Origin of the sequence: Nonlabens sp. MB-3u-79 (assembly GCF_002831625.1) — a bacterium.
GTDB lineage: Bacteria > Bacteroidota > Bacteroidia > Flavobacteriales > Flavobacteriaceae > Nonlabens.
In genome coordinates this window covers 1,792,347-1,812,736 of record NZ_CP025116.1, presented here as the reverse complement: position 1 = coordinate 1,812,736, position 20,390 = coordinate 1,792,347, and the positions used below count along the sequence as shown (strand labels likewise).

The following is a 20,390-nucleotide window of genomic DNA, read 5'->3' as shown; positions in this document are numbered from 1 at the left end:
TTGAAATTAAAGCTTTTGTTTCCGCACCCTTTAGGGTTGGGGAACGGAAACGAACTCTGAAAGCTTTTCCCCTGCCCTAAAGGGAGAGCTTTCTAATCCACACCCCATACTAATACAATACTAGTTTCCGCACCCTTTAGGGTTGGGGAACGGAAACGAAATGCACCCTTCAGGGTTGGGGAACGGAAACGAACTCTGAAAGCTTTTCCCCTGCCCTAAAGGGAGAGCTTTCTAATACACACCCCATACTAATACAATACTAGTTTCCGCACCCTTTAGGGTTGGGGAACGGAAACGAACTCTGAAAGCTTTTCCCCTACCCTAAAGGGAGAGCTTTCTAATCCACACCCCATACTAATACAATACTAGTTTCCGCACCCTTTAGGGTTGGGGAACGGAAACAAAATGCACCCTTAGGGTTGGGGAACGGAAACGAAATGCACCCTTCAGGGTTGGGGAACGGAAACGAACTCTGAAAGCTTTTCCCCTGCCCTAAAGGGAGAGCTTTCTAATCCACACCCCATACTAATACAATACTAGTTTCCGCACCCTTCAGGATTGGGGAACGGAAACGAACTCTGAAAGCTTTTTAAGCAAAAAAGACTGTCTTTTCAGACAGTCTTTTTTATATTATAATTCTTAATTAGAAATTAAGAAAGTTGTTTTCCTGCACGTTTGCGCATTCCTTCATCAAGAATGATCTTACGCAATCTTAAGTAATTAGGAGTCACTTCAACGTACTCATCTTTTTGAATGTATTCCAATGCTTCTTCTAAAGTAAATTTTACCGGCGGTGCGATCTTTACTTTATCATCATTACCAGCACTACGCACGTTAGAAAGCTTCTTCGTTTTTGTAAGGTTGATCGCTAGATCATCTGGTCTAGAATTCTCTCCTACTACTTGACCACCATAAATCTCTTCACCTGGGTAGATAAAGAATTTACCACGATCTTGTAGTTTATCCATAGAATAAGGAATCGACGTTCCTTTCTCCATAGAAATCATAGAACCATTAGTACGTCCTTGAATGTCTCCTTTATAAGGTTCAAAACCTACAAAACGATGGTTCATAATCGCCTCTCCTGCAGTAGCTGTAATCAATTGATTACGCAATCCGATGATACCACGAGAAGGAATTTTAAATTCGCAAACCATACGTTGCCCTTTAGGCCCCATACTAGTCATTTCTCCTTTTCTTAAGGTAACCATTTCAACAGCCTTACCACTTACCTCTTCAGGTAAATCGATAGTAAGCTCTTCAATAGGCTCACATTTAACACCATCTATTTCTTTTATAATAACTTGTGGCTGTCCTATTTGCATTTCATAACCTTCACGACGCATCGTTTCGATCAATACAGAAAGGTGCAATACACCACGGCCAAAAACCATAAACTTATCTGCACTACCAGTATCGTGTACTTGTAAGGCAAGATTTTTCTCTAATTCTTTAGTTAAACGGTCATTAATGTGACGTGAGGTTACAAATTTACCGTCCTTACCGAAGAAAGGAGAATCATTAATAGTAAATAGCATGCTCATGGTAGGCTCATCGATAGCAATCGTAGGCATAGCTTCAGGGTTTTCAAAATCGGCAACAGAGTCTCCTATTTCAAAACCTTCTAGTCCTACAATGGCACAAATATCACCAGCCATTACCTCTTCTGCTTTGGCTTTTCCCATACCGTCAAAGACATAAACTTCTTTGACTTTAGTTTTAGTTACAGAACCATCACGCTTACATAATGAAACGTTTTGTCCTTCTTTAATAGATCCTCTTTTGATACGACCTATCGCGATACGTCCGGTATAATTAGAGAAATCTAAAGAAGTAATCAACAACTGAGTTGTTCCTTGCTCTACTTTAGGAGCAGGAACGTGCGCTAACACCATATCTAACAAAGGCTCGATATCAGTCGTTTCATTCTTCCAGTCTTCAGACATCCAGTTGTTCTTTGCACTACCGTAAACAGTAGGAAAGTCCAATTGCCATTCTTCAGCACCAAGTTCAAACATCAAGTCAAAAATAGACTCATGCACCTCATCTGGTGTACAATTTTCTTTATCTACTTTATTCACTACCACACATGGCTTTAAACCAAGGTCGATAGCTTTTTGCAATACAAAACGAGTTTGAGGCATTGGGCCTTCAAAGGCATCTACTAAAAGTAGTACACCATCAGCCATGTTCAATACACGCTCTACTTCACCACCAAAATCGGCGTGACCAGGAGTATCAATAATATTGATCTTCGTGCCTTTGTACATTACTGATACGTTCTTTGCAAGGATGGTAATCCCGCGTTCACGTTCAATATCGTTGTTATCAAGAATTAAATCTCCGGTAGTTTCATTCTCACGGAAGGTTTCACAATGGTGTAAAATCTTGTCTACTAACGTAGTCTTACCGTGGTCTACGTGAGCAATAATCGCGATGTTTCTGATATCTTTCATAAAAAATAATGCTTCTAAGCGGCTGCAAAAATACTCTTATTTATTGGTTTTTAACACTTTGTTACGTTAAATGATCGTTATCATCAACTGTCTGGTTTTCAACAGGCTTATTCTTAGTACCGCTTTCGCGAAAGCGAAATACCATACAGCATCCCTAATCCTATCACATTTTTTACACCAATACCTGTATCTATCAAGCACTATTAAGAATCGCTTTATTGAGCAACATAATGAGAGGTTAACTCATCAAAAGGACAACTCCTGATTTAAAGAGGTATCTATTGTTATTCAACTATCAATGAAGATTGCAAATTTGATAGTGCACCTAAGGTCTTCCTCTCTGAATTCCTTTTTTCAGGGATTTGAACTTGCTCTATTGCTTTATAGTGATAAAGGAATTACCATCATCCAAGGACGCTATTCACGTTTTTAAAATACCCTAAAAATTACCTGGTAATAAAATGAATTCCATTATACTTAGAAATAGCTGACTTTTAATACGTATTCAGCAGACTACTAGGTTGTATCTAAATGGGTATTTATACCCATAATTATACCTAAATTTATACTCAAGTGATTTGAAAACAATTATTTACATTTTGTTCAAACAACTATAAAATATTATTTCACACAATTAATAATGCTAAATATTAACAGAATAGTGATGTTTATCGAATAAATAAAAAATCTTAAATTATAATTTTAGTGATGGAAAAATAATTCTCAGCCTTTCAAATTGAAGAAGTAAAATTGCGCTAAGACCTCTATACAAAAGGGATCGTGATAGCGGCTCCCTTTTCTAAAAAAAAAATATTTTGAGTATAAAAATATTTTAAAAAAAAAGAAGCATCTATTTTTTTATGCGTTTTAGCAAAAAAAATATTAATTTTCTAACGTCCTAGTTTCCAGAGGACAAATAAAAAGATAACTGTAAATATTTTAAATAATGAGGGGAAATTATTTTAGGTATATGGTGGTTAAGGTACTATGGCCTTTAATTACAATGCTACTGTACACCATAAATTCAAGTGCTATAACTACTTACCAGCATACTGGTTCTATATCAAGTAATTATATAGACGCCTCCCTAAAAGATACTCATCTGTTAAAAAATGCCCTGCCTCAAGACGAATTAGGCTTTTACTTGTTCTCTCATGGTCGTCCAGGCGAACTTTTTATCAACGACAAATGGCTAGGCGCAGAAGAAATAGCAACTTTTGTAAAAACTCATTTTTCTTTCCCCTTTGCGGAAATGTCTGCAGGACAAGGGAGCCTTAACATCTACGGCTGCTATTTTGCTCAAGGCGAAAAAGGGAGAGCAGCAGTTACCTACTTAGAAAAAGAGCTAGATATCCAAGTTGCAGCTTCTACTAATCTTACCGGTGCCTCTGGTGATTGGGTTTTAGAGGTTGGAAACCAACTAACTTCTCCTTTAGTCATTTCAGACTACCCGTACAACCTACAAAGCACTATAGCTTCAGATGATTTTTCATCCAACAACTTTTCTGGTGGTACCGGTTGGGCAACTGCCTCTTGGACCACTACTGGGAGCCCTTCAGTTATAGGCGGTAGCGTGTTTTCTAACGGTGGTGCAGACAGGTCCTTTGCTCGTAGAATAGACTTAAGTGGGTATTCTTCTGTTATATGGACAGCAGATTGGAATTGTGATGATTCCAGTAGTGGTTTTGAATCAGGAGATCAAACCTTTTTTCAAGTTTCTTATGATAATGGAGTGTCTTATACGAATTTACAAACCTTAACGGCTCCTTGTGGTACCAATCAGAATAATACGGGTGCCGTTTCACTTGAAATAAGCGGCGGTAATACAAATACATGGGTCAGAATTCTAACCAGTAATGACTCTGGTAGTGAAGACATGTTTTTTGACAATATAATTCTTACAGATCCTTGTACTAACGGAGCGATAGTAGGCACACCAACCGCAAACGACCCAGATGCAGACGGAATTAATAATAACTGTGACTTAGATGACGATAATGATGGGATTTTAGACACCGACGAAGGTTGTGTAGAAACTACAGCTAATATTACACTCATCGGAGCACTCCCTGATCACTTTTCAAACGCTACTTTTACTGACTTATTTGATGCCAATACGGCTAACGCTGTTAACGCTGACCGTAGAGTTCATCATCCACCAGGTAACGATCTTAATTTAGATTTTGGAGCAACCTTACCTACTAATACTCAAATAACCATTTACTGGGGCAATAGTGAACAAAATAATAATGCAGCTAACTATTTGGGGTTAGAAGTATTGCTTTTTAATGGAGCCGCACAAGTTGGTCCAACCTACGCAACCGCTTATGATCCAGTAGTCTCAACAGCTATCAGACAGTTTAACGTGTTTTCTGCCGGCCCTATTACCTCTATAAGAATCAGAAGTAGACAAGATAACGATGGATCAGACCCACATCTATTTGAATTTAGTGTAGATGGTCAATTTGGAACGACAATTACTATTCCGTGTAGTGGTCAAGATACAGACAACGATGGGGTTCCAGATCATTTAGACAGGGACTCAGATAGTGATGGTTGTAGTGATGCGGTTGAGGGAGGAGCAAATTTCACCAGTGCCAACACAGATGCTAATGACATGCTTACCGGTAGTGTAGATGCCAATGGAGTTCCAACAATAGCTACAGGAAGCGGCCAATCTGCAGGGAGTAGCCAGAATAGTGGCGTACAAGATGCAAACTGCCCTGACCCATGCGACCCTGTCGCCTCTGGAAATATAGACACCGATGGAGATGGTGTCTCTGATATTTGCGATATAGACGATGATAACGATGGAATCTTAGATTGTGAAGAAAGGAATTTGACTGGAACTGTTTCAGAATACTTTAATATTACAGGAAACGCTTCAGAAACTTCAATAAATGAGTTTCGACTTACACCCAATCTAAACAATCAAAGCGGGCAGGCTTGGTCTTTTGGTAGAATAAGTTTTAATGAGAGCTTTACTTTAAGTTTTGAAGCCAATTTTGGAACCAACAATAATAACGGAGCTGATGGTATAGCCACTGTCTTCCACAATGATCCTGCAGGTAATAATGTGGTTGGAAATAACGGTATAGCTATTGGTGCTGGAGGTATTCAAAATGGTATTGCTATTGAATTTGATACCTATCAAAATGCCCTAGATATCGCAGCAGATCATGCAACATTTTGGGATACAGATCAGGCTGCTCCAAATACGACATTAAGACCAGATGTAGCCTTAGGTGCTTCAGGTAACATAGAAGATGGACAATGGCACACTATAGATATTTCATGGAATGCCAGCACACAGAGACTTTCGTACTTGTTTGACAACGTGTATAGCGATTCTTATACTGCTGATTTGATAACCAATTTCTTTGCAGGAGAATCAAACGTGTATTTTGGTTTTACAGCATCCACTGGTGGTAGTACTAATAACCATAGTATTCGTATAACCAACGCCTGCAGCTTGCCCTTATCAGAAGACTCAGATAACGATGGCGTCAGAAACAATTTTGACCTAGACTCCGACAATGATGGTATTCCAGACAACGTAGAAGCCCAAACCACAGCAGGATACATATCGCCTACAGGTCTTGATAATGATAATGATGGACTAGATAACGCCTATGATGCCACACCAAATGGAAACTCAGACGGCACAGGCTCTACTGGTTTAACTCCTGTAAATACAGACGGTACTGATGATGTAGATTACCTCGACGCTGATTCTGACAACGATGGAATTAATGATATAAATGAAAGTTTTACAACCACACCTATCCTTGCAAATGGAGCAGGCGTTAATGGCCTTTCTGACGATTCAGAATCCGTAGACGATTATACCGATGTCAATGGAAACGCTTATACTAGTGGTAGTGGCTTGTTCACCTTATTAGATACTGATGACGACGTGAATCCAGGCGGTGGCAATGCTATCGCACTCACTATTGACTACGATTACCGTGATGCTTCAAATGATGAATGTGACGCTACTATTTCCAACAATCTAGACACCGATGGAGATGGTGTCTCTGATATTTGTGACCTAGACGATGACAATGATGGGATATTAGATACTAATGAAAATCAAGTGGTAGTACTGTCAACATCTTCTAACTTTAGCACGACTGTGCAGGCCTGGCAATCTTCTGGTGTTTCTATTACCCCTAGTGTTACTATCCGATTTACCTCCCCTACTTCATCTATAGGCGCTGCAGTAGTAAGTGGTGGACCACATGATGGCTTATCGGTGTTAAAGTATTTTTTTGATCAAAGTGCTGACCGCAGATGGGTGGACTTAGATGGTAATTACTATAGAGATAATGCTGACAATCATGTTAGAAACCCCAACACTTCGATTGACCTTCCCTTTGCAAATTTAGTAGCTGCAGACTATACCAATCGTTTGCGGTTTATAGCCATGGTAGATACTAATGGGAACGGGCAATACAACCCAGGGGTGGATGAATTATTAGGAGAAGTTTTTGCTGTTAACAATACCATTTCAGTGACCCCATCAGTTTCAGGGGAGATCTATGTTATTTTTGCTGATGATAATTATGGTGATAATGATGGGGACTTAACTTTTCAAATAGAACAAACTGTCGGAGATACAGATGGAGACGGTATTGTCGACTCTTTAGATAGCGATTCTGATAATGACGGCTGCTTTGATGTGCTAGAATCAGGAGGAGTAGATGCTAATAATGATGGCGTTTTAGACGGTACAGGTTTTGACACTGACGGCCTAGTTACAGGCGGCGCAGGTGGTTATAATGGTATTACCGGTAATGAATATACCGCTACCCAACTCCAAATAACTGCTGCAACAACTAACCAAACTGTAAATAATGGAGCCACAGCTACCTTTAACCTTACCGCTCGTGGAGATGAGACCACCACTTTTGTGGGGGCCGCACCTGCAACAACACCCAGTTATACCACACCAGGTAATGCCAATGCTGGGATCAGATATCAGTGGTATCTAGACGACCCTGATGCAGGTGGCACCGCCATACCTGGAGAAACTAATGCCAGTTTAAACATTACAGCGACAGAAGCATTAGATGGCCAACAATACTTTGTAGTCATTACACACGTGGATAATGTTTGTGCACGTGAAGTACAATCAGGAACTCTTAGCGTACTTCTACCTAACATTGCACTGGTGCGAACAGCAGTTTTCAATGATACTAATGCCAACGGCTGTACAGATGCATCAGAGACGGTTACCTATACTTTTCAAGTATCCAACCTAGGGAACTCCAGTTTAACAGCAGTAAGTCTTACAGATGTGGAAGTGCCTGCTATAACTTTTGTCAATGGTGATGCAGATGCTGATAACGAGTTAGATACAACTGAAACCTGGGTGTATACAGCTACTTACAGCATTCTACAAACAGATGTAGACGCTGGTTTTATAACCAACCAAGCAACTGCTCAAGGAACAAGTGGTACGGAAACAGTAAGTGATCTTTCTGGTTCCAATATCTCTAACGATCTTCCTACACTAATCAACTTGATCGCTTGTGGCGTTGGAGGAAACAGCTTCTTTGGAGAACGCAGCGGAAATCAAAACACAAAAGGGGTGTACAATAACTTCTTTGGAAATGCTGCAGGCCTATCTAATGTCACGGGGAATCACAACCTATTCATTGGTGAAAATAGTGGCTTTGCTTTAAATCAAGGTAATTACAATGTCTTTATTGGTAAGAACGCTGGTCTGGTAAATACCTCTTCTAATCACAATACCTTTTTAGGAAGCTATACTGGAGCTACAAATACAGGTCAAGGTAATATCTTTATTGGTCATGATGCAGATGGTTTGGTGCCTAACGCCAATGATCTTTTTGTACTTCAAAATGACAACCTAGATACCTCTCTTATCTATGGAGATTTTCAAGCTAACACGCTTCTGATAAATGGACGATTGATCATTCAAAATAAATTAAACTTATCACCTAAAGCTCAAGTTCCTTCAGCACCGAATACGGGAGATATCTATTACGATTCCAGTGATAATAAATTAAAAGTATGGACAGGTTCTATTTGGGAACCTCTTAATTAATACACGAGATGATGAACTTAAATATATATAATTACCAATCAAAGCAGATTAGAATCCAATGCATGCTATTGTTATTCTTATTATGCTCTAGCAGCCTAATAGCTCAAGTAGGGATCAACACGGCAGCTCCTGACGGATCTTCTTCACTAGATGTAGTGTCTTCAGATACAGGAATACTCATACCTAGATTGACGCTAACAGGGACCGGTGACATGTCTACCATTGTAAATGGTAATATTGAAAGCTTGTTGGTGTACAACACAGCAACTGTAAGCGATGTGACCCCAGGTTTTTATTATTGGAACGCTACCGCTACCCAATGGGTTCGTTTAGTGACTAGTGATACAGAATCTAGAGACTGGAATTTAAGAGGGAACACAGGCACCGTAAACGGTGTGGATTTTATTGGAACTACAGACACACAGGATCTGGATATCAAAACCAACAACACCTTGTTTTTTAGATTTACTCAAAAAGGACAGCTCGATTTTTTAAACACAGGAGAATCGGTGTTTATAGGGGAAAATGCTGGAGAATTAAACGATAATACCCTTACGACAAGATCCACCTTTATAGGAACTAACAGCGGGGCTTCCAACACCTCTGGTGCAGACAACAGTTTTTTTGGAGCTAACAGTGGTCAAAGCAATACCACAGGAGAAAAGAATAGTTTCTTTGGTTCTCAAAGTGGGGTAGCTAATGTAGATGGATCAAAGAACAGCTTCTTTGGAGAACGTACAGGAATCCAAAATACTTCAGGTTCTGATAATAGCTTTTTTGGTCAGACGTCAGGCAACGCTAACACCACAGGACTCAGCAACACTTTTCTAGGTAGCGCTAGCGGTTTGAACTCTAGTGTAGGAGATGAAAATGTGTTTGTAGGCTCCACAGCAGGACGCAATAATGCTGCTGGAAACTCCAATACTTATTTAGGAGCTACTAGTGGAGTTTTGAATACTGGAAATAACAATGTTTTTATAGGTTTTGGTGCCGGTAACGGAGAAACTACCGCTAGCAACACCCTTATTATTCAAAACGATCCCAATGACGACCCTTTAATCTATGGAAAGTTTGATACCGACGAGGTGGAAGTTAGAGGAGGTTTAAAAATAAGCGATATCATCAATTTAACCCCTAGAGCTACAACACCTACCTCTCCTTCAGCAGGTGATATATATTACGATAGTGGCACCAACAAAGTCCGACTGTGGAACGGTAGTGTTTGGGAAACTTTGAATTAAAAAACAATAGAGCAAGCCGTATTTAAGCTTTTAGGAAGGTACACCTATTTCAAAATCTATAGTTCAATAATATGGCATGCAGATTCATCAAATACTATTCTATCATCCTTTCCTGATAAGCGACTCCAACTATGAATAATACTACTTTAAGACGAGCTATATTTATGAATATGCTCTAAATAATATTGAGACATTCTGTAGAAGGATGAGCATCCCGCTTTCGCGAAACTTGTCCCGAATTCACTTCGGGAAGCGAAATACCATCCAAAATCTACACACCTCCCCTATGTTTATAGCAAGTACTAGGCTCCGTGAGCTATTTAATATTATCGTTAATAATGAAAAATTCCTACAATAGAAGAGGCATTCTGTAAAATTTTATCTTTTGATTATAAACCCTTTAAAACAGTTTTATTTTATAAAAAAAAAGTTATTTTTATGTACTTTTGCGCCAAATATTATTTTTAGTAACTTACTAGCTTACAGAGAACAACTAAAAGGCAACTATAGATATTTCACAATAATGGGAGAAAATTATTTTAAATATTGGACGGTAAGGACACTACTCTCTTTGATGTCAGTGTTTTTTTACACTTCTGTTTCAAGTGCGATAACTACTTGCGAGTATACCAATAGCATACAAAATTACTATATAGACACGTCCCTGTTAGATAGCGATCTGTTAAAAAATGCCCTGCCTCAAGATAAGTTAGGCTTTTACTTATTCTCTCATGGTCGTCCAGGCGAACTTTTTATCAACGACAAATGGCTAGGCGCAGAAGAAATAGCAACTTTTGTAAAAACTCATTTTTCTTTCCCCTTTGGGGAAATGTCCGCAGGACAAAGGAGCCTTAACATCTACGGCTGCTATTTCGCCAAAGGCACCAAAGGCCGCGCCGCAGTAAGCTATCTTGAAAAACAGCTGGGTATAAAAGTTGCAGCTTCTACTAATCTTACCGGTGCCGCTGGTGATTGGGTTTTAGAGGTTGGAAACCAACTAACTTCTCCTTTAGTCATTTCAGACTACCCGTACAACCTACAAAGCACTATAGCTTCAGATGATTTTTCATCCAACAACTTTTCTGGTGGTACCGGTTGGGCAACTGCATCTTGGACGACCACTGGGAGCCCTTCAGTTACCGGTGGCAGAGTATTTTCTAACGGTGGTGCAGACAGGTCCTTTGCTCGTAGAATAGACTTAAGTGGATATTCTTCTGTTATATGGACAGCAGATTGGAATTGTGATGATTCCAGTAGTGGTTTTGAATCAGGAGATCAAACCTTTTTTCAAGTTTCTTATGATAATGGAGGGTCCTATACGAATTTACAAACCTTAACGGCTCCATGTGGTTCCAATCAGAATAATACAGGTGACGTTTCACTTGAAATAAGCGGTGGTAATACAAATACATGGGTCAGAATACTAACCAGTAATAGTTCTGGAAGTGAAGATATGTTTTTTGACAATATAATTCTTACAGATCCTTGTACTAACGGAGCGATAGTAGGCACACCAACCGCAAACGACCCAGATGCAGACGGAATTAATAACAACTGTGATTTAGATGACGATAATGACGGGATTTTAGATACCGACGAAGGTTGTGTAGAAACTACCGCTAATATTACACTGACTGGAACACTCCCTGATCATTTTTCGAACGCTACTTTTACTGACTTGTTTGATGCCAATACTGCTAACCCTGTTAATGATGACCGTAGAGTTCATCATCCACCAGGTAACGATCTTAATTTAGATTTTGGAGCAACCTTACCTACCAATACTCAAATAACCATTTACTGGGGCAATAGTGAACAAAATAATAATGCAGCTAACTATTTGGGGTTAGAAGTATTGCTTTTTAATGGCGCCACACAAGTTGGTCCAACCTACGCAACCGCTTATGATCCAGTAGTCTCAACAGCTATCAGACAGTTTAACGTGTTTTCTGCCGGCCCTATTACCTCTATAAGAATCAGAAGTAGACAAGATAACGATGGATCAGACCCACATCTATTTGAATTTAGTGTAGATGGTCAATTTGGAACGACAATTACTATTCCGTGTAGTGGTCAAGATACAGACAACGATGGGGTTCCAGATCATTTAGACAGGGACTCAGATAGTGATGGTTGTAGTGATGCGGTTGAGGGAGGAGCAAATTTCACCAGTGCCAACACAGATGCTAATGACATGCTTACCGGTAGTGTAGATGCCAATGGAGTTCCAACAATAGCTACAGGAAGCGGCCAATCTGCAGGGAGTAGCCAGAATAGTGGCGTACAAGATGCAAACTGCCCTGACCCATGCGACCCTGTCGCCTCTGGAAATATAGACACCGATGGAGATGGTGTCTCTGATATTTGCGATATAGACGATGATAACGATGGAATCTTAGATTGTGAAGAAAGGAATTTGACTGGAACTGTTTCAGAATACTTTAATATTACAGGAAACGCTTCAGAAACTTCAATAAATGAGTTTCGACTTACACCCAATCTAAACAATCAAAGCGGGCAGGCTTGGTCTTTTGGTAGAATAAGTTTTAATGAGAGCTTTACTTTAAGTTTTGAAGCCAATTTTGGAACCAACAATAATAACGGAGCTGATGGTATAGCCACTGTCTTCCACAATGATCCTGCAGGTAATAATGTGGTTGGAAATAACGGTATAGCTATTGGTGCTGGAGGTATTCAAAATGGTATTGCTATTGAATTTGATACCTATCAAAATGCCCTAGATATCGCAGCAGATCATGCAACATTTTGGGATACAGATCAGGCTGCTCCAAATACGACATTAAGACCAGATGTAGCCTTAGGTGCTTCAGGTAACATAGAAGATGGACAATGGCACACTATAGATATTTCATGGAATGCCAGCACACAGAGACTTTCGTACTTGTTTGACAACGTGTATAGCGATTCTTATACTGCTGATTTGATAACCAATTTCTTTGCAGGAGAATCAAACGTGTATTTTGGTTTTACAGCATCCACTGGTGGTAGTACTAATAACCATAGTATTCGTATAACCAACGCCTGCAGCTTGCCCTTATCAGAAGACTCAGATAACGATGGCGTCAGAAACAATTTTGACCTAGACTCCGACAATGATGGTATTCCAGACAACGTAGAAGCCCAAACCACAGCAGGATACATATCGCCTACAGGTCTTGATAATGATAATGATGGACTAGATAACGCCTATGATGCCACACCAAATGGAAACTCAGACGGCACAGGCTCTACTGGTTTAACTCCTGTAAATACAGACGGTACTGATGATGTAGATTACCTCGACGCTGATTCTGACAACGATGGAATTAATGATATAAATGAAAGTTTTACAACCACACCTATCCTTGCAAATGGAGCAGGCGTTAATGGCCTTTCTGACGATTCAGAATCCGTAGACGATTATACCGATGTCAATGGAAACGCTTATACTAGTGGTAGTGGCTTGTTCACCTTATTAGATACTGATGACGACGTGAATCCAGGCGGTGGCAATGCTATCGCACTCACTATTGACTACGATTACCGTGATGCTTCAAATGATGAATGTGACGCTACTATTTCCAACAATCTAGACACCGATGGAGATGGTGTCTCTGATATTTGTGACCTAGACGATGACAATGATGGGATATTAGATACTAATGAAAATCAAGTGGTAGTACTGTCAACATCTTCTAACTTTAGCACGACTGTGCAGGCCTGGCAATCTTCTGGTGTTTCTATTACCCCTAGTGTTACTATCCGATTTACCTCCCCTACTTCATCTATAGGCGCTGCAGTAGTAAGTGGTGGACCACATGATGGCTTATCGGTGTTAAAGTATTTTTTTGATCAAAGTGCTGACCGCAGATGGGTGGACTTAGATGGTAATTACTATAGAGATAATGCTGACAATCATGTTAGAAACCCCAACACTTCGATTGACCTTCCCTTTGCAAATTTAGTAGCTGCAGACTATACCAATCGTTTGCGGTTTATAGCCATGGTAGATACTAATGGGAACGGGCAATACAACCCAGGGGTGGATGAATTATTAGGAGAAGTTTTTGCTGTTAACAATACCATTTCAGTGACCCCATCAGTTTCAGGGGAGATCTATGTTGTTTTTGCTGATGATAATTATAGCGATAATGATGGGGACTTAACTTTTCAAATAGAACAAACTGTCGGAGATACAGATGGAGACGGTATTGTCGACTCTTTAGATAGCGACTCTGATAATGACGGCTGCTTTGATGTGCTAGAATCAGGAGGATTAGATGCTAATAATGATGGCATTTTAGACGGTACAGGTTTTGACACTGACGGTTTAGTTACAGGCGGCGCAGGTGGTTATAATGGTATTACCGGTAATGAATATACCGCTACTCAACTCCAAATAACGGCTGCTGCAGCAAATCAAACCGTAAATAATGGAGCCACAGCTACCTTTAACCTTACCGCTAGTGGAGATGAGACCACCACATTTGTGGGTGCCGCACCTGCCACAACACCCAGTTATACCACACCAGGTAATGCCAATGCTGGGATCAGATATCAGTGGTATCTAGACGACCCTGATGCAGGTGGCACCGCCATACCTGGAGAAACTAATGCCAGTTTAAACATTACAGCGACAGAAGCATTAGATGGCCAACAATACTTTGTAGTCATTACACACGTGGATAATGTTTGTGCACGTGAAGTACAATCAGGAACTCTTAGCGTACTTCTACCTAACATTGCACTGGTGCGAACAGCAGTTTTCAATGATACTAATGCCAACGGCTGTACAGATGCATCAGAGACGGTTACCTATACTTTTCAAGTATCCAACCTAGGGAACTCCAGTTTAACTGCAGTAAGTCTTACAGATGTAGAAGTGCCTGCTATAACTTTTGTCAATGGTGATACAAATGCTGATAACGAGTTAGATACAACTGAAACTTGGGTGTATACAGCTACCTATAGCATTACTCCAACAGATATAGATGCTGGTTTTATATCCAACCAAGCAACTGCTCAAGGAACAAGTGGTACGCAAACAGTAAATGACCTCTCTGGTTCTAATACATCTAACGATCTTCCTACGGTAATCAACTTGATCGCTTGTGGTGTTGGAGGAAACAGCTTCTTTGGAGAACGCAGTGGAAATCAAAACACAAAAGGGGTGTACAATAACTTCTTTGGAAATGCTGCAGGCCTATCTAATGTCACAGGGAATCACAACCTATTCATTGGTGAGAACAGTGGCTTTGCTTTAAGCACAGGTAATTACAATGTCTTTATTGGTAAGAACGCGGGTCTGGTAAATACCTCGTCTAATCACAATACCTTTTTAGGAAGTTACACAGGTGCTACAAATACAGGTCAAGGCAATATCTTTATTGGTCATGATGCAGATGGTTTGGTGCCTAACGCCAACGATCTTCTTGTACTTCAAAATGACAACCTAGATACGTCTCTTATATATGGAGATTTTCAAGCTAATACACTTCTGATAAATGGACGATTGATTATTCAAAATAAATTAAACTTATCACCTAAAGCTCAAATCCCATCAACACCTAATACGGGAGATATCTATTACGATTCCAGTGATAATAAATTAAAAGTATGGACAGGTTCTATTTGGGAACCTCTTAATTAATACACGAGATGATGAACTTAAATATATATAATTACCAATCAAAGCAGATTAGAATACAATGCATGCTATTGTTATTCTTATTATGCTCTAGCAGCCTAATAGCTCAAGTAGGTTTAAACACGGCAACTCCTGACGAATCTTCTTCACTAGATGTAGTGTCTTCAGATACGGGAATACTCATACCTAGATTGACGCTAACAGGGACCGGTGACATGTCTACCATTACAAATGGAAATATTGAAAGCTTGCTGGTGTACAACACCGCAACTGTAAGCGATGTGACCCCAGGTTTTTATTATTGGAACGCTGCTGCTACCGATCCTCGATGGGTTCGTTTAGTGACCAATGATACAGAATCTAAAGACTGGAACTTAGAGGGGAACACAGGCACCACGAGCGGTAATGATTTTATTGGAACCACAGACGCACAGGATCTGGCTATAAAAACCAACAATACCCTGTTTTTTAGATTTACTCAAAAAGGACAGCTCGATTTTTTAAACACAGGAGAATCGGTGTTTATAGGAGAAGATGCAGGGGAAGCAAACGATATTAGCCTCACGACAAGATCCACCTTTGTAGGATCTAAAAGCGGGGCTTCCAACACCTCTGGTGCAGACAACAGTTTTTTTGGAGCTAACAGTGGTCAAAGCAATACCACAGGAGAAAAAAATAGTTTCTTCGGTTCTCAAAGTGGGGTAGCTAATGTAGATGGATCAAAGAACAGCTTCTTTGGAGAACGTACAGGGATCCAAAATACTTCAGGTTCTGACAATAGCTTTTTTGGTCAGACTTCAGGCAACGCTAACACCACAGGACTCAGCAACACTTTTCTAGGTAGCGCTAGCGGTTTGAACTCTAGTGTAGGAGATGAAAATGTGTTTGTGGGCGCTACCGCAGGGCGCAATAATGCTGCTGGAAACTCCAATACTTATTTAGGAGCTACTAGTGGAGTTTTGAATACTGGAAATAACAATGTTTTTATAGGTTTTGGTGCCGGTAACGGAGAAACTACCGCTAGCAACACCCTTATTATTCAAAACGATCCCAATGACGACCCTTTAATCTATGGAAAGTTTGATACCGACGAGGTGGAAGTTAGAGGAGGTTTAAAAATAAGCGATATCATCAATTTAACCCCTAGAGCTACAACACCTACCTCTCCTTCAGCAGGTGATATATATTACGATAGTGGTACCAACAAAGTCCGACTGTGGAACGGTAGTGTTTGGGAAAATTTGAATTAAAGGTATTCATACGTACAACTGTTTTTTTTGACAATCCTCATTTTATCGGAAGAATAGAGCACTTAACGCTGTTTTTTTTTAATCCTAAATAACTGATGACAATTATATTAACTGTTTATCGATTAGTTCTTTATTAGGACTAAATAATTCATAAGTTTGTATTTGAATTTAATGAATAAGTTAATTACTTACTACAAATTTCTAGTCTGGCATAGAAATAGCGTGCAATTTAAAAATCTTTTTTTAGTCATTGACTAGATAATAAATACACTTATTATGATCAAATCAACTAGTTATTTAATTATTACACTTCTTTTCTTTAGTTTTTACTCCTTTTCTCAAGTAGGTATCAACACAGAAAATATTGATTCCTCCTCTATTTTACATATCAATAGCAATGAAAAAGGCGTGTTGTTTCCAGTACTCACTCTAGCGCAAAGAGATAATATCAATACCCTTGCTGCTGCTGCCGGGGAAACAGTCCCTGGTGGCTTATTTATATACTGCTCAGATTGCTGTACCAACGGTACTGGTGCCTTATATTATTATAACAATACAGAGTGGAAATCAGTAGATAGTGACTGTAAAGAAGTCGGCAGTTTTCCTGACTGTGTTACGGTTACAACAGCTCTTTTATCAACAAATCACTTGTCTACAAGTAGTATACCTCTTCTATTTGATGGTATTGTATTGAACGGTCCTCAACCGGATGAAGACGATTTGAGATTACATCATGATTCGGATGATACTATCGAATTTACCTTAAGTGAGTCCATTCCTGCTGGCGGTAAAGTTGTTATCTACTGGTCGGACGAGAAAAGTCCAGGTGATTTAGGCCTTTTAGTAGATTTAGATAATGCAGGAACTGCTTCTCAGGCTTCCATTGACACCTTTTCAGGTGTTCTGCCGAACAGCAGTAATGTGGCTAATGGTCCAGACGATGATTATATTTTAACGATTACTTTAGTAGCAGAAACAGATACTATTACGGTAAGATCATTTGATGACAATATGGGAGATGACCCTTATTTTCTAGAAATTAAAGTTCTAGATGATAATGGTAATGTCATACCGTTTAGCTGTATTTGATTTTTAAAAAGAACTAGTGTAAGTTGCCTTAGTTAAAACATCCCCTAAGATGAATTAAAAAGCAATATGTATCTTCAAAACAGTGATTATCAATAAAAATAACGACTGTACTATAAATTGATTTTACTGTTTTGAGATAAGCTTATCAAAATAGCGTGACCAATAGGCGCAAACCTTCCATCTCATAGGTGAAGATATTTAACTCTTATTGCTCATTCACAATAGAAGGACGGCCTGCATATTCATTTCTGAACCGAGAAATAATTGAACATAGCTTTCAAGAAAAAATTATACCGCTTATTTTATGATAAGACAACTATCTACTGCCTTATCATGGGAGAGTGTAACTGATTGCCTATACTATTCTGCATGATGGTTTTGAACACCCCAAGCGTCCATGGCTTTTAATATGTTTTCCAATGTTTTACCTCGTTCTGTAAGTTTGTATTCTACTTTAGGAGGAACGACAGGAAAGACTTCTCTGCTTATCAAACCGTCTTTTTCTAATTCTCTTACCGTCTGGGTAAACATTTTATTAGAAATTCCCGGAACTTTTTTCTGTAACACTCCAGAACGCGAAGCACCTTCTAAAAGGTGAAACAAAACTAAGGGCTTCCACTTGGTACCTATAAGGTTCATAGTGTAATTTAAAGGACAGTATTTATTTTGTTTGATTTTTATCATATAAATAATTGATTATACGCATTTTACTCTTTTAAGTAAGTATAGCACTTTTAAGTAAGTTATTGCTCAGTAAGTAAATATATGCTTATTTTGCATTTAGAAAACTAATTATGTCATCTAACAAAAATTATCCAAGATCATTTTCTCATATAGGAATTACGATACCTGATATTCACAAAGCCGTAAAATTCTATTCGGAAGTAATGGGGTGGTATGTGATCATGCAACCATCAAAGGTGAAAAAAGAAACCGACACGGCCATAGGACAAATGTGTATTGATGTCTTTGGAAACGATTGGGAAGAGTTTGAAATCGCGCACCTCTCTACCTCTGACGGAATAGGAATAGAGTTGTTCTCCTTCCCTTTTGGGGTTAAAGAAGCTCCTGATTTCAACCCTTTTAACACAGGACTCTTTCACTTCTGTATCCAAGACCCAGACATAGAAACACTAGTCGATAAAATTGTAGCCGCAGGAGGCAAACAACGAATGCCCATAAGAGCCTATTATCCAGATGACAAGCCTTATAAAATGTGCTACGCAGAAGACCCATTTGGGATTGTGTTTGAGATTTACACACACAGTTATGAACTGACCTATTCTTCTGGTGCCTACCTGTAGTAAAGCCATGTAAAATACCCTATATGGGGTATTTGTAATTAAAAATAACTTGCTTAAATTTATGGTATAACAAACTTATTCAATTATGAAAAAATGGATTTTTACTGCATTGTTACTATGCGTTAGCATGGGTAGTGCGTTTGGACAAGCAAAGGACTTTGATGGACTTTGGGAAGGAACTTTAAATAAAGACGACGGCGAAACTGTTTTTGTAAGACTGTTTGTACAGCAAAATAACGTCTACATGACTACAACTGATGAAGACGGGGATCTTGCTAAAGATTATTCTAAAGAAGTTATGATGAGCAAAGGCTATGGTGGCCAGCTTAACGCATTCTGGATGGATTCTGGTGGTGTCTGGACAGAGACTCAATTCTATTCCCTCTCTTGGACATCAGAAAACGAACTTTCTATATATCATACCAGACACGTTTCTAATGAAGATGGAGATGGATATTCTGACTGGGGTTACTCAGCGACCGGAACATTAAAAAAATAAAGCGGCTGTTTATTTAGAAGAAAATAGTGTTAATGCATTGAAGCGCTTGTGCGCAGGAACGCATACCACTTCTTTATCCTAATGTCAGTGGCACTTTTCCAATTAGCATGCCTACAGATGACCACCAGTTTTATAGTCGTTTAAATTATAGCTGCCCAAGAAACAATAAATTGCTGCTTGAAATTTGAGATAAGAGAATTTGATGCATTTAAAAGCTTCTTATTAGTCTGGTTTGGTGGATTAAAAAAACCAGCCACCTGATGAATTTGATGTTTTACCGGCGTAATCGTTAAGCCTTTCTTAATAAAACCGCATTATAGTCCATTAAACTTTGATAAGTATTTACAAATCATACCTTTGCAACTGATACAAAAAATAACAATTTTTATGAGTCAAGTTAAAGCAAATGACACTGTAAAGGTGCATTACACAGGGAAAATAAAAGCAAACGGACAAGTATTTGACACTTCTGCCGAAAGAGAGCCATTAGAAGCTCAATTAGGTCAGGGTGCGTTAATTCCAGGTTTTGAAAAAGGCCTTGTTGACATGAAAGTAAATGAGAAAAAAACTATTGAAATCCCTAAAGAAGAAGCTTATGGAGAAATCATTGAAGAGCTTTTTCATAAAGTAGAAAGAACTCAACTACCACCAGAAATCAAACCTGAGGTAGGAATGGGACTTGTTTCAAAAAATCCTGATGGTACAGAGCGCCAGCTGCGCGTTGCACAGGTAGAAGAAGATCATATTATAGTAGATGCAAACCATCCACTTGCAGGTCAAGACTTGGTATTTGAACTAGAAGTAGTGGAGATTCACTAATCCTCACTCCTA

The 20,390-nt window shown here is 39.2% G+C and carries 10 protein-coding genes; 8 read left to right on the top strand and 2 right to left on the bottom strand.

What is annotated here, in order from left to right; genetic code table 11:
• Positions 1-650: 650 nt before the first annotated feature.
• Positions 651-2,456 carry a translational GTPase TypA gene (gene typA / locus CW736_RS08020; RefSeq protein ID WP_101013465.1) on the bottom strand — a complete coding sequence of 602 codons (1,806 nt, stop codon included), beginning with the start codon at positions 2,454-2,456 and terminating at the stop codon, positions 651-653.
• A 946-nt stretch (positions 2,457-3,402) separates the two neighbouring features.
• On the opposite strand from typA, the gene CW736_RS08015 reads away from it, so the two are divergent.
• The 5 genes from CW736_RS08015 (at position 3,403) to CW736_RS07995 (ending at position 17,756) form a co-directional block, all read left to right on the top strand.
• Positions 3,403-8,529: a lectin-like domain-containing protein gene (locus tag CW736_RS08015; protein ID WP_101013464.1), complete on the top strand. Its 5,127-nt coding sequence runs from the start codon at positions 3,403-3,405 to the stop codon at positions 8,527-8,529.
• 62 nt (positions 8,530-8,591) lie between these two features.
• A complete protein-coding gene (locus CW736_RS08010; RefSeq protein WP_101013463.1) occupies positions 8,592-9,770 on the top strand; it encodes a hypothetical protein in 1,179 nt (392 codons plus the stop codon).
• A gap of 574 nt (positions 9,771-10,344) precedes the next feature.
• Positions 10,345-15,420 (top strand): lectin-like domain-containing protein, encoded by a 5,076-nt coding sequence (locus CW736_RS08005; RefSeq protein ID WP_198519308.1) that lies wholly within the window; start codon positions 10,345-10,347, stop codon positions 15,418-15,420.
• A gap of 62 nt (positions 15,421-15,482) precedes the next feature.
• Positions 15,483-16,667, top strand: a complete 1,185-nt coding sequence (locus tag CW736_RS08000) for a hypothetical protein (protein WP_101013461.1) — start codon at positions 15,483-15,485, stop codon at positions 16,665-16,667.
• A 276-nt stretch (positions 16,668-16,943) separates the two neighbouring features.
• A complete protein-coding gene (locus CW736_RS07995) occupies positions 16,944-17,756 on the top strand; it encodes a hypothetical protein (RefSeq protein WP_101013460.1) in 813 nt (270 codons plus the stop codon).
• A gap of 360 nt (positions 17,757-18,116) precedes the next feature.
• On the opposite strand, the gene CW736_RS07990 is transcribed toward CW736_RS07995, so the two are convergent.
• Entirely contained in the window at positions 18,117-18,440 is a 324-nt protein-coding gene (locus CW736_RS07990) for a winged helix-turn-helix transcriptional regulator (protein ID WP_101013459.1), read from the bottom strand.
• A gap of 110 nt (positions 18,441-18,550) precedes the next feature.
• On the opposite strand from CW736_RS07990, the gene CW736_RS07985 reads away from it, so the two are divergent.
• The 3 genes from CW736_RS07985 to CW736_RS07975 all read left to right on the top strand — a co-directional run bounded on the left by CW736_RS07985 (position 18,551) and on the right by CW736_RS07975 (position 20,378).
• Positions 18,551-19,060 carry a lactoylglutathione lyase family protein gene (locus CW736_RS07985; protein ID WP_101013458.1) on the top strand — a complete coding sequence of 170 codons (510 nt, stop codon included), beginning with the start codon at positions 18,551-18,553 and terminating at the stop codon, positions 19,058-19,060.
• Between the two features lie 85 nt (positions 19,061-19,145).
• On the top strand, positions 19,146-19,559 hold the full coding sequence (locus tag CW736_RS07980; RefSeq protein ID WP_157810910.1) for a hypothetical protein: 414 nt from the start codon (positions 19,146-19,148) through the stop codon (positions 19,557-19,559).
• A gap of 387 nt (positions 19,560-19,946) precedes the next feature.
• Positions 19,947-20,378 carry a peptidylprolyl isomerase gene (locus CW736_RS07975; protein WP_101013456.1) on the top strand — a complete coding sequence of 144 codons (432 nt, stop codon included), beginning with the start codon at positions 19,947-19,949 and terminating at the stop codon, positions 20,376-20,378.
• The last annotated feature ends 12 nt before the right edge of the window (positions 20,379-20,390 follow it).